This window comes from Streptomyces bluensis (assembly GCF_014650715.1).
Taxonomy (GTDB): domain Bacteria; phylum Actinomycetota; class Actinomycetes; order Streptomycetales; family Streptomycetaceae; genus Streptomyces; species Streptomyces bluensis.
Map to the genome: position 1 here is coordinate 662,832 of NZ_BMVM01000002.1, position 12,277 is coordinate 675,108.

At 70.5% G+C, this 12,277-nt stretch carries 10 protein-coding genes; 7 read left to right on the forward strand and 3 right to left on the reverse strand.

The genetic code is table 11. The features are described from left to right. The first annotated feature begins 23 nt into the window (after nucleotides 1-23). Nucleotides 24-1,331 carry a pyroglutamyl-peptidase I gene (locus tag IE262_RS08150; RefSeq protein WP_189872379.1) on the forward strand — a complete coding sequence of 436 codons (1,308 nt, stop codon included), beginning with the start codon at nucleotides 24-26 and terminating at the stop codon, nucleotides 1,329-1,331. Here IE262_RS08150 and IE262_RS08155 read toward each other — a convergent pair. Beyond that, nucleotides 1,307-2,113 (reverse strand): EI24 domain-containing protein, encoded by an 807-nt coding sequence (locus IE262_RS08155; protein WP_189872382.1) that lies wholly within the window; start codon nucleotides 2,111-2,113, stop codon nucleotides 1,307-1,309. The genes IE262_RS08150 and IE262_RS08155 overlap by 25 nt on opposite strands. Before the next feature lie 282 nt (nucleotides 2,114-2,395). Between IE262_RS08155 and IE262_RS08160 the strand changes: the two genes are divergently transcribed. Continuing rightward, nucleotides 2,396-4,924, forward strand: a complete 2,529-nt coding sequence (locus tag IE262_RS08160) for a M14 family zinc carboxypeptidase (protein WP_373305007.1) — start codon at nucleotides 2,396-2,398, stop codon at nucleotides 4,922-4,924. A gap of 118 nt (nucleotides 4,925-5,042) precedes the next feature. Here IE262_RS08160 and IE262_RS08165 read toward each other — a convergent pair whose 3' ends face one another. Beyond that, a complete protein-coding gene (locus IE262_RS08165) occupies nucleotides 5,043-6,065 on the reverse strand; it encodes an NADP-dependent oxidoreductase (RefSeq protein ID WP_189872384.1) in 1,023 nt (340 codons plus the stop codon). A gap of 104 nt (nucleotides 6,066-6,169) precedes the next feature. On the opposite strand from IE262_RS08165, the gene IE262_RS08170 reads away from it, so the two are divergent. Next, nucleotides 6,170-6,607, forward strand: a complete 438-nt coding sequence (locus IE262_RS08170; RefSeq protein WP_134039934.1) for a MarR family winged helix-turn-helix transcriptional regulator — start codon at nucleotides 6,170-6,172, stop codon at nucleotides 6,605-6,607. Nucleotides 6,608-6,665: 58 nt separating this feature from the next. Here the strand turns inward: IE262_RS08170 and IE262_RS08175 are convergent, their stop codons facing one another. Then, entirely contained in the window at nucleotides 6,666-7,427 is a 762-nt protein-coding gene (locus IE262_RS08175) for an SCO2400 family protein (RefSeq protein ID WP_189872387.1), read from the reverse strand. 300 nt (nucleotides 7,428-7,727) lie between these two features. Between IE262_RS08175 and IE262_RS08180 the strand changes: the two genes are divergently transcribed. The 4 genes from IE262_RS08180 to chvE all read left to right on the forward strand — a co-directional run bounded on the left by IE262_RS08180 (nucleotide 7,728) and on the right by chvE (nucleotide 12,269). Continuing rightward, nucleotides 7,728-8,891: a mandelate racemase/muconate lactonizing enzyme family protein gene (locus IE262_RS08180; RefSeq protein ID WP_134039931.1), complete on the forward strand. Its 1,164-nt coding sequence runs from the start codon at nucleotides 7,728-7,730 to the stop codon at nucleotides 8,889-8,891. Nucleotides 8,892-8,922: 31 nt separating this feature from the next. Continuing rightward, on the forward strand, nucleotides 8,923-9,936 hold the full coding sequence (locus IE262_RS08185; RefSeq protein ID WP_189872390.1) for a zinc-dependent alcohol dehydrogenase: 1,014 nt from the start codon (nucleotides 8,923-8,925) through the stop codon (nucleotides 9,934-9,936). Nucleotides 9,937-10,045: 109 nt separating this feature from the next. Continuing rightward, a complete protein-coding gene (locus tag IE262_RS08190) occupies nucleotides 10,046-11,014 on the forward strand; it encodes a glycosyltransferase family protein (protein WP_134039929.1) in 969 nt (322 codons plus the stop codon). 142 nt (nucleotides 11,015-11,156) lie between these two features. After that, entirely contained in the window at nucleotides 11,157-12,269 is a 1,113-nt protein-coding gene (chvE, locus tag IE262_RS08195) for a multiple monosaccharide ABC transporter substrate-binding protein (RefSeq protein ID WP_189872392.1), read from the forward strand. The last annotated feature ends 8 nt before the right edge of the window (nucleotides 12,270-12,277 follow it).

The following is a 12,277-nucleotide window of genomic DNA, read 5'->3' on the forward strand; positions in this document are numbered from 1 at the left end:
GCGACGGAAGGAACCGAACTCCCTTGACCTCCCAGCATGTTCGGATCGGCATACTCGGTCTGGCCCTCCTGGCGGGCCTGGCCGCACCAGCGACCGCCTCGGCCACCGGGACCTCCGCGGCACCTCCGACCGTCGAGGAGCGACGGCTCGACAGAGCCGCCCCGCAGGAGATCCTGCGGCGCTCCGGATTCGACACGGTGGCACCCGGGTTCGCGCGGGCCCTCGCCGGGGCGCGCTCGTACGCGCAGGCCGAGCGGATCGTCGTACGTGAGGGGGCAGAGCTGTGGCGGCGTGCCGTCGACCGGGCGCAGGGGCGGGGCCCGGCGGGCGGTGACCTGAGCAGGGACGACGACCGGCCCCTGTACTGGGCGCGGTTGGGGATGACGCGTGAAGTGCGGGGGTGGGAGCCGGAGTTCGGGCTGAGCGCGACGGGGCGGGCTCGGCTGCTGGACAGGCTGGAGCAGACCTCGCGCGGTCAGAACGCCATCCGTTACCCGCACGGCGAGGACATGAAGCGTGTCCTGGTGACCGGCTTCGATCCGTTCACGCTGGACCGGGACGTCCGTATCTCGAACCCCTCGGGCGCCACCGCGCTCGCTCTCGACGGCACGGTGATCGAGACCGCGGACGGCCCGGCGCGCGTCGAGACCGCCGTCTTCCCGGTCCGCTGGCAGGACTTCGCCGACGGCACGGTGGAACGGACACTGCGTCCGCACCTGCCGAAGGTGGACCTGGTGACGACGGTGAGCCAGGGCCGGGTCGGCCGTATCGACATCGAGCGGACCAACGGGGCCTGGCGCGGCGGCTTCGCCGACAACGAGAACCTCTCGCGGTCGGAGACCGTCCCGGTCGCCGACCCGGCCTCCCAGCCGCAGTGGACGTCGACGACCCTGCCGTACGCGCGGATCGTGGCCGCGAGCACGGGGCGTTTCCCGGTGTACGACAACACGAGCGTGACCGAGATCCCGGCAGGCGGGACAGGCCCGGTCGTCCGGCCGGACGGACCGACGCCCGGCTCCACGGCCCGTGCCGGAGGCGGCGGCGACTACCTCTCCAACGAGATCGCGTACCGCGCGACGCTGCTGCGCGACCGGCTGGGGCTGCACGACCGGCTGCCCGCCGGGCATGTGCACACGCCGGTGCTGCAGTTCGGGACGGGCAACACGGACCCGGCGACGGGGGCGGTGACCGATCCCGAGTTCGTGCGCAACCGGCTGGACATCATCGCGCAGGTGCGGGCGATCGTGACGGTGGCGGTGGCGGCGAAGGACTCCGGTCCGGGTCAGGACACGGAAGCCGGTCCGGGTCAGGAAGCGGACGCCGCTTCCTGATCTCCCGCGCCCTCCCGGTCGCGGTCGCCGTCCCGTGTCTCCTCACCCATCAGGTCGCGGGCCATGAGCGTGGCGCCCGCGACCGCGCCGGGCATCAGGAAGACGGCGACGACCGGGACCAGGAAGGCGACGGCCAGGGGGGTGCCGAAGCCCCAGACCAGGGTCTTGCGGGCACGGAGCAGGGCGAGGCGCTCGCGGAGTTCGACGCGGCGGCGCTGGAGGGCGACGGCGGTGAGCTCCTCGGTGAGGAAGAAGCCGGTGACGAAGAAGCCGATCACCGGGACGACGGTCTGTCCGACGACGGGGAGGAACCCGAGCGCGAAGAGGAGGATGCCCCACAGGGCGGCCCGTACGACGATACGGAGGCTGTCGCAGGCCGAGATCCACAGGTCCCGGGCGAAGGACAGGCCGGACTCCGGTGCCGTGCCGTCTGGGGAGACGTCGCGGTCGACCTTCTCCGAGAGGCTCTCGTAGAACGGCTGGCCGATGACGAGGGTCACGGCGGTGAAGGTGACGACCGCGAGGAGCAGGCCGAGGCCGAAGAGGACGGCGGTCAGGAAGCCCCGGAAGAGGCCCGGCCAGGGGCTGGACCAGTCGTCGGCGAAGGGGGTCGACCAGGCGACGAAGTCGGCGCCCCACACGGCCAGGGCGGCGATCGCCGCCGCGTACAGCACGAGCGTGATCAGACCGGGCAGCAGCCCGAACCCGTACTGTCTGCCGTGCCGGGCCACCCATCGCTGACCCTGCACCAAGTACGTGAAACCAACCCCGAGATCGCGCATGGGGGAACTCTATCGGGACGTCCGTGGAGGGTGTTCGCCCCCGCCCGCCAGGGTTCGGGCTCTCCCGTGTGTACGGAGCAGGCGCAGGCCCGGGTGGGGACGCCCTCTTGTTGCGCGGGATTCGAACGGGTACACCTCGCCGTACCGAGCTGTATTGATCATCTGAGGCACCCCTGCCCCTGGAGGTACCGCGTGCTCCTGCCGAGACGCAGCACCAGCACCCCGCACCCGACCCCGCACCCGACCCGGCGCTCCACCCCGAGAACCGCCCTGATCGCCACCGTGACCGTCGCCGCCACCGCGGCCGGTTCCCTGCTGCTCAGCCCGCTCCCCGCGGGCGCGGACGACTCCGACACCCCGCCGGTCCGCGAGGGCTCCGCCCTCACCCGGGGCGCCGCCAAGGCCCCCGAGAGCACCACGGAACGGGCCCTCACCGCACCCGTCACCGATCTGTCCGGCAACGGCACCGACGGCACCACGGCCACGCGCGGCTACCCCCGGGAACAGGTCCTCTCCCCGGACCCGGAGAACCCCGCCGACAAGTCCATCAAGCTGGGGCTCACCCCGTACCACGGCATCGCTCCGAAGCTGAACGCCCTGCAACGGCTCGGCGACCGGGTGAGCGTCGAGATCGCCGGACGGTCGGCCGGCGGGCACCGGCTCTACCTCGTCACCGTCACCGCGCCGGAGACCGCACAGCAGGCCCGCGCCCAGGACCGTATGCGCGAACTCATCGAGAACGCACCCCAGCTGGCCGCGAAGGACCCGGCCGTCGAGAAGACCTACAAGACGCCCGTCTTCTTCAACAACAACATCCACGGCAACGAGTGGGAGGGCACGGACGCCGCCCTCAAGCTGATCGAACGGCTCGCCACCGCCCGGGACGAGGACACCACCGACCTCCTCGCCCACAACCGGCTCTACTTCAACATCACGGCCAACCCCGACGGCCGTATCGCGGGCACCCGCGCCAACGGAGGCGGCTTCGACCTCAACCGGGACCTCGTCACCGCCTCGCAGCCCGAGGCGCGCGCGATCCGGCAGATCGAGATCGACAAGCAGCCGGCCGTGATGCTGGACCTGCACGGGTACGTCAACGGCACGCTGATCGAGCCGACCACCCCGCCGCACGGCGAGAACTACGAGTACGACCTCTTCCTGAAGAACACCTACGCCAACGCCCTCGGCATGGAGGCCGCCGTCAACGGCCTCGGCTACACGCCCGGCAGGGACGGTGTCGAGCCCGCCCAGATCCCGTTCCGCGACCAGGAGGAGGGCTGGGACGACTGGCCGCCGATCTTCACCCCGCAGTACGCGGCGTTCCACGGCACGGTCGTCGCGCACACCGTCGAGATCCCGTTGCGGGTGAACAACGCGTCGTACGACTCGCTTCCGGTCGCCGAACTCCGCCGCCGGTCCGCCGTCAACGTGGACGTCGCGGGGGCGGCCATGCGCGCGACCCTGGCGTTCGTGCGGGAGAACCGGACCTCCCTCGTCGCCGACCAGATCGAGGTGTTCCGGCGGGGAGCAGCCGGTGCCGCCCAGGTCCCGGTCTCGGAGGCGACCGTGCCGGGCGTGCCGGGCATCGGCCCCGAGGACGTCTACACCACCGAGTTCCCGCGCGCGTACGTCGTCCCGGCCGGCGGTCGGCAGCGCTCAGCCACCGCCGCGGCACGGCTGGTCGAGCATCTGCTCGCCAACGACGTACGCGTCACCCGGGCGACGCACGACTTCCGGCTCGGCGGCCGTTCGTACCCGAAGGGTTCGTACGTCGTCGACATGCACCAGCCCAAGCGCGGACTCGCCAACGTGCTGCTGGCCGACGGTCGGGACATCAGCGACAAGGTGTCGGTGATGTACGACATCTCCGGGTGGAGCCTGGGGCGGCTGTGGGGCGCCACGGTGGACGAGGTGAAGAGCGGCCGGCTCGCGGACGTCCCGGCGCGGCCGGTCCAGGCCGCCTCGCGCGTCGGGTACGTCGCCCCGCGCGGCGACCTGCGGCTGCGGCTCGACAGCCCGCAGGAGATCGCCGCGCTCAACTCGCTGCTCCGGCAGGGCGTTCCGGTGCGGCAGGCATCCGACGGCAGCGCTCTCGTGCCCTCCTCGGCGCGCCGGAGCGCCCAGGCGCTGGCGACGGCGTACGACGTGGTCTTCGATGAGACGAAGACGCGCGGGGGCACCCCGCTGAGGCGGGTGCGTGTCGCCGCGGCCGTCACCCCGGGTGAGTTGTTCGCGCTGCGGGAGATGAACTTCGACGTCGTTCCGGTGTCGACGGCCGTCCTCAACGAGGGCTTCGACTGGTCGGCGGCGGACGTGCTGTTCGTGTCCGCGGGGCTCTCGTACGACCGGCTGAACACGGCCGCGCGGACGGCCCTCGACTCCTTCCTCGACACCCACGGTCTCGTCGGCCGGGGGGCCGCCGGGGCCGCGCTCAACGCCGCCGCCGGGCTGCTGAAGGCGACGGCGGTGGAGGGCAACGGGGACGCCAACGGTGTGGTGCGCGTGGTGAACTCGGGCCGGGTCACGGCCGGGGCGCCCGACCACGGCTTCGTGTACGCGCCCGTCTGGTTCACCGATCTCGGCCCGGACGTCACCGTCGAGCAGTCCTACGCGACCGGGAACCCGCTCGTCTCCGGCCACTGGCGGCCTGCGGAGGACGGCTCGGGCGGGCCTGCGGCGGCAGCGGGCCGGGCTTCCGTCGTCAGCGGGCCGAACGTCGTCCTCTTCGGCACGGAGCCGCTCTTCCGCGCCCATCCGAAGGGCGAATTCGCGCACGTGGGGAAGGCGTTGCTGACAGCGTCGGCGTCCTGACCGCACGTCCGACGCACGGCGGAGTCCGCACCCCACGTCCAAGAGTGCGAACTCCGCCGTGCGCAACGAACGGGCCGGGCGGGCGTCACGGGCGCCCGCCCCGCCTCGTCGGCCGTCTTCAGAGCTTGACGATCATCTTGCCGATGTTGTCGCCGCGCAGGACCCCGAAGAACGCCTCCAGGTTGTTCTCGATGCCCTCGACGACGGTCTCGCGGTACTTGAGCTCGCCGGAGCGGATCCAGGGTCCGACCTCCTGGACGAACTGCGGCTGGAGGTCGTAGTGGTCGCCGACGAGGAAGCCCTCGATGCGGCCGCGGGTCTGGATGAGCCGGGCGAGGTTCTTCGGGCCGGGAGCGGGCTCGGTGTTGTTGTAGACGGAGATCATTCCGCAGACGGCGATCCGTCCGCCGCGGTTGAGGGAGCCGATCGCGGCCTCCAGGTGCTCGCCGCCGACGTTGTCGAAGTACACGTCGACGCCGTCGGGGGCGGCCTCGCGCAGCTGCTCGGCGACCGGTCCCTTCTTGTAGTTGAAGGCCGCGTCGAAGCCGTACTCCTCGACGAGCAGCTTCACCTTCTCGTCGGACCCGGCGGAGCCGATGACCCGGGAGGCGCCCTTGAGCTTCGCGATCTGGCCGACCTGGCTGCCGACGGCACCGGCGGCGCCGGAGACGAAGACGGAGTCACCCTCCTTGAAGGAGGCGGTGCGCAGGAGCCCGGCGTAGGCGGTGAGCCCGGTCATGCCCAGCACGCCGAGGTACGTGCTGAGCGGCGCGGCCTCGGGGTCGACCTTGACGGTCTGCCGGGCGTCGACCGTGGCGTACTCGCGCCAGCCGCCGAAGTGGAGCACGTGGTCGCCCGGCACGATGCCGTCGATGTTCGAGGCGATCACCTCGCCCACGGCGCCGCCCTGCATGACCTTGCCCAGCTCGAAGGGGGCGACGTACGACTTGGCGGCGCTCATGCGGCCGCGCATGTACGGGTCGACGGAGAGGTACTCGTTCCGTACGAGGACCTCGTCCGGGCCGGGCCGGCGGACCTCCGCCTCGACCAGACCGAAGTCCTCCGGCTTGGGCCAGCCGACGGGGCGGCTGAGCAGGTGCCATTCGCGGCCGGTGGCGGGGAGGGCGGGCGTGTCGGACATGGGGACCTTCCTGCGGGCGTTCAATTCACTACTTAATTCACTACCTGAAACAATCATGCGCCTGAATATTTCATGATGTCAAGTATCGGGGTAGCCTGGAGCCCATGGCCACGCACAAGACGACAACGCCCACCGACCCGCTGACCCTGGAGGTCGTCGACCTCATCGGCACGGTCGTGGCCCGCTACTACGACGAGTACGAGGAGGCCGCCGCCGAGCACGCCCTGACGGGAGCCCAGGCCCGGCTGCTGAGCCTGCTGTCGCTGGAGCCGCTGCCCATGCGGCGGCTGGCCCAGAAGCTGAGATGCGAGCCGTCCAACGTGACCGGGATAGTGGACCGGCTGGAAGCGCGGGGACTGGTGGAACGCCGGCCGGACCCCAAGGACCGGCGCGTGAAGCTGGCCGCCGCGACAGAGGAGGGCCGCCGACTGGCCCGGGGGCTGCGGGAGTCACTGGACTTCGCACGTGAGCCGCTGGCGGGACTGTCCCGCGAGGAACGGGAGTCGCTGCGGGATCTGCTGCGGCGGATGCTCGACACGTAGGGCCGCCGGGCGGGGAAACGGGCCGGGGCGCCCGTGCGCTACCTGCCCGAGCGGAGCGTCACGCGCACCACCACAGGAAGCGTTCACACGTTTCCGTGGGCGAAGGGGCCGGGGGCGGTTCCTCGGCTGTCGGGCCGGGGCTCGGGGCCGTGGACGTCTCCGGGGCCGGGGTGGCCCCGGGTGCCGAGGGGGTGCGGTCGGGGACGGTGCCGCCCGACGAGGGGTCGCCGCTCTCGTCGCCCTTGTTCTCGTCGTCCGCGTCGTCACCCTTGGGCTTCTTGTCCTTGGGGGACTTCGACGCCGACGGGGACTCCGCGTCCTCGGGGGAGGTCGACGGGGAGCTGTGGCCGGAGCCGTCCTCCGCGCCGCCCGCCCCGGTGGAGGAGCCCTCGGAGGCGGAGCCGTCCACCGCCTCGCCCTGGCCCGACGCCGTCGTGGCCGGGTTCGACCCCGGGGCCTCTATGCCGAGTTCGGCCAGGCTCAGACCGCCCGCGGCGAGGAGCAGCCCCGCGCCGATGAACAGGACCCTGCGTCGGCGCCTGCGGTGTGCGGCGGCTTTGCGGTCGCGGCGACTCGCCCGGGTGCCTCCGGCGCTCCGGCCGCGGCGATCGCTCCGGCCACCGCGGTCACTCCGGTCGGACCGGCGGCGCGAGCGGGGGGCGTCCACATCGCCTTCGTGCGGCGGTTCCTCGACCGCGTCCTCGTCCGGGCGTGTGTCGGCATCGTCCGCGTACGCGCGGAGCACTTCGACGGATGTGCCGCACCCCGGGCAGGCGAGGGCGCCGTTGAGGTGCCGTCGGCACGGGTGGCAGTAGTCCATGACGCGGGAAGACTAAGGTTTTACCTGGCGGTGTTCCTAGACGTTGCTGTGAAGGTTCTGTAGGGAACTGCCTGTTCCGGTTTGGGGAGTTGAGGGCAGGCACCACCATGCGCCGCCGCGCGCCGTCATTCCGCGGCACCCCCGCCCGCACACGCGTAGAACCCTTGTCGAAACCGTTATGCGTTCGCCCCATTGACACCCCCCTCGCACCATCCTTACTGTCACGCCAGCATTTCGAACGAGTGACGAAATCTCGAACAGCGTTGAAGAGGCGCTGACGATCCAGCGAGGGGCACTGCCGTGCGCATCACCGGAATCAGCACACACGTGGTCGGTACGCCGTGGCGCAATCTGACCTACGTCCAGGTGCACACCGACGAGGGTCTGACCGGAGTGGGCGAGACCCGGATGCTGGGACACACGGACGCGCTGATCGGCTATCTGCGGGAGGCGGAGACCAACCACATTCTCGGCTCGGATCCGTTCGCTGTCGAGGATCTCGTCCGGAGGATGAAGTACGGCGACTTCGGGCGCGCGGGCGAGATCGTGATGTCCGGCATCGCGGTCATCGAGATGGCCTGCTGGGACATCAAGGGCAAGGCCCTCGGCGTACCGGTGTGGCAGTTGCTCGGCGGCAAGGTCACCGACAAGGTCAAGGCGTACGCCAACGGCTGGTACACGACGGAGCGCACGCCCGAGGCGTACCACAAGGCCGCCCAGGGGGTCATGGAGCGCGGGTACAAGGCGCTGAAGATCGACCCCTTCGGCACCGGGCACTTCGAGCTCGACCACGAGCAGAGCCTGTACGCCGTCTCCCTGATCGAGGCCGTGCGCGACGCCATCGGCCCCGAGGCCGAGCTGATGCTGGAGATGCACGGCCGCTTCTCCCCCGCCACCGCCGTACGGCTCGCCAAGGAGCTCGCCCCCTTCAAGCCGGCCTGGCTGGAGGAGCCGGTGCCGCCGGAGAACCTGAAGGCGCTGGAGAAGGTGGCCGCGAAGGTCGACATGCCCGTGGCCACGGGTGAGCGCATCCACGACCGGATCGAGTTCCGCGAGCTCTTCGAGAGCCAGGCCGTGGACATCATCCAGCCGGATGTGGGCCACCTCGGCGGTATCTGGGAGACCAGGAAGCTGGCCGCCACCGCCGAGACCCACTACATGCTCGTCGCGCCGCACAACGTGGGCGGGCCGGTCCTGACCGCCGCCTCGCTCCAAGTCGGCTTCACCGCACCGAACTTCAAGGTCCTTGAGCACTTCAACGACTTCGCGGACGCGGAGATCAAGAAGGTGGTCAAGGGGGCGCCCCAGGTGAACCCCGAGGACGGCTGCTTCCACCTCTCCCACGAACCCGGTCTGGGCGTCGAGCTGGACGTGGACGCGGCCGCCGAGTTCCCGCAGCAGCAGGCCCGGTTCGACCTGTGGGCCGAGGGCTGGGAGCAGCGCAAGCCCAAGGGCACGAAGTGAGCGTCCGCCGGTCGAGTAAGGAGGTGGCGCAGTGAGTACAGCCGTCGTCATCGAAGCGCCGGGCGAGCACCGGCTCGTTCCTCACGAGCCGCGGCAGCCGGAGGCCGGTGAGGCGCTGGTCCGTGTGCACGCCGCGGGGATCTGCGGCAGTGACCGCGAGGTCTACCAGGGCAACCGGCCGGAGGGTTATGTCCGGTATCCGCTCACTCCGGGCCATGAGTGGTCCGGGACGGTCGAGGCGGTCGGGGCGGGTGTGCCTTCGGCTCTTGCAGGGCGCAAGGTCGTCGGTGAGGGCTTCCGGAACTGCCAGGTCTGCGACCGGTGTCATGCGGGCGAGACCACGCTGTGCGCGGCCGGGTACGAGGAGACCGGGTTCACCCAGCCCGGGGCGATGGCCACCACGCTGACGCTTCCGGCCCGTCTGCTGCACGTCCTGCCGGACGACTGCGATCTGACGGCCGCCGCCCTGCTGGAGCCGGCCGCCTGCATCGCGGCCGCGGCGCTCAAGGCGAACGCCCGGCCCGGCGAGCGGGTGGCCGTCGTGGGCACCGGAACGCTCGGGATGTTCGCCGTTCAGTTCCTGAAGGCGGCGTCCCCGGCCGAACTGCTGGTCGTCGGTACGCGTCCGGACCGTGCGGGCATGTCGCGGGACTTCGGTGCCACGGACTTCCGTACCAAGAACCAGGAACTCCCGGACGGCTTCGATGTCGTGATCGAGACGGCCGGGTCCGCGGACGCGGCGCGTACCGCCGCGTCCCTGCTGCGGCGCGGCGGGCGTCTGGTCCTCACCGGGATCCCGGCGCCGGGCGCCGAGGGACTCGACCCGACCGACCTCGTCGTACGGCAGCTGGAGGTGCACACCGTCTTCGGGGCACCGCCGGACGCCTGGGCGCACACGGTGCGGGTCTTCGGGGCGGGTCTGCTCGATCCGCTGCCGCTGGTGACGCATGAGCTGCCGCTCGACGGGTTCCCGCACGCCATCGAGCTGGTGGGATCCGGTGACCCGAAGGTCGGAAAGGTCCTGCTGCGGCCGTCCCTCCCCTGAGCCGTACGCCGGTACGGGGACCCTGACGCCCCGTACCGGCGTACATCCAACGCCCTGTGCACCCTGAGCCGCGAACCCCGTCCGATCCACCGAACATGAAGGACAGTCTGTGACCGACGCTTCCGGCACGACAGCCCGTCGACCCGGCGAGCAGGCGCTCGCCACGCTCGGCCTGGGCGCGCCCGACCTGTCCCCCGCCGACGCCTCACCGCACACCTTTCCCGGAGGTGGTCGCTGGCGCACCGAGATCCCCTCGTGCGAGGGGCCCGAGGCGCTGGCCGTGGTCCTCAAGGAGTCCTCGCGGCTCGATGTGCCGATCCACCGGATCAGCCAGGGCTCCGGCGTGTGGATGCTGACCGACGCCGAGATCACCGAGATGGTCGAGGCCACCGGTGAACGTGACATCGAGCTCTGCCTGTTCACCGGCCCGCGCGGCACCTGGGACATCGGCGGCTCGACCCGTACCGACTCGCGCGGGGCGGGTCTGCGCGCCCGGGGCCATGACGCGGTCGCCGGGTGCGTGGAGGACGCGGTCCGCGCGACGGAGCTGGGCGTCAAGTGCCTGCTCGTCGCCGACGAGGGGGTGCTGTGGACCCTGCACCGGGCGCGCGTGGCCGGAATCCTCCCCGCCGACACCACCCTGAAGGTGTCCGCGCTGATCGGCCCGGTCAACCCGGCCGCGTACGCCGTGTACGAGAACCTCGGCGCCGACTCGGTCAACGTGCCCAGCGATCTGACGCTCGACCACCTCACCGAGATCCGCCGGGTGTCGGGCGCCCCCATGGACATGTACATCGAGGCCCCCGACGATCTCGGCGGCTATGTGCGGATGTACGAGGTCGCCGAGCTGATCCGGCGCGGCGCACCGCTCTACCTGAAGTTCGGCCTGTCCAAGGCCCCCGGGATCTACCCGTACGGGCACCACATGCGCGAACTGACCCTGGCCACGGCCAGGGAACGCGTGCGGCGCGGCCGGCTCGCCCTGGACCTGCTCGCACGGCACGGCGCGGACGGCGACATGGCGCCGCTCGGATCGCGACTGCCGGGCACGCTCAGGCGATTTGACACACCCTCATAACGTTCCAGACGAGCCCCCTTCACAAAAGACGACGCAGCCGCACACAATCCCACACACCTCTTCTCGGTCTTTCCCCGCACAGCACTACGGAGCACCTGCGCATCGCAGACCGAGCCCGGTCCACACATCAAGGAAGATGACCATGCGCACTCGTAAAGCACCTCTCGCCGCCATAGCCACGGCAGCCTCGCTCGCCCTCACCCTGTCCGCCTGCGGCCAGAACAGCGAGGGCGGCAGCGAGGAGAACTCGGGCAGCACCAAGGGCGCCACCATCGGTATCTCAATGCCGACCAAGTCCTCCGAGCGCTGGATCGCGGACGGCAACAACGTCGTCAAGGACCTGGAGTCGAAGGGCTACAAGACCAAGCTGGTCTACGGCGAGGACGACCCGGACCAGCAGGTCTCGCAGATCGAGAACATGATCACGCAGGGTGTGAAGGCCCTGATCATCGCGGCCATCGACAACAAGTCGATGAACAACGTGCTCCAGCAGGCCAAGGACGCCGACATCCCGGTCATCTCCTACGACCGCCTCATCCTCGGCACCAAGGACGTCGACTACTACGCGTCGTTCGACAACGAGAAGGTCGGCGAGCTCCAGGGCACCTACATCGTCGAGAAGCTCGGCCTCAAGGACGGTTCCGAGAAGGGCCCGTTCAACATCGAGCTCTTCGCCGGCTCCAACGACGACAACAACACGCGCTACTTCTTCGGCGGCGCCATGAAGGTCCTTCAGCCGTACATCGACAAGAAGCAGCTCGTCGTCAAGTCCGGCCAGACGGAGCTGACCCAGGTCACCACGCTCCGCTGGGACGGCGCCACCGCGCAGCGCCGCATGGACGACATCCTCACCAAGTCGTACAAGAGCGGCAAGGTCGACGCCGTGCTCTCGCCGTACGACGGCATCTCCATCGGCATCATCTCGGCGCTGAAGTCGGACGGCTACGGCTCGGGGAGCAAGCCGCTGCCGGTCGTCACCGGTCAGGACGCCGAGGTCGCCTCGGTGAAGTCGATCGTCGCGGACCAGCAGGCGATGACCGTCTACAAGGACACCCGCGAACTCGCCAAGGTGGCCTCGACGATGGTCGACGACGCCCTCAACGACGAGAAGCCCGAGGTCAACGACACCAAGACCTACGACAACGGCGCGAAGGTCGTCCCGGCCTACCTGCTCACGCCGATCGCCGTCGACAAGACGAACTACCAGAAGGTCGTCGTCGACTCCGGCTACATCAAGGAGAGCGACCTCAAGTAGCCGCCGCC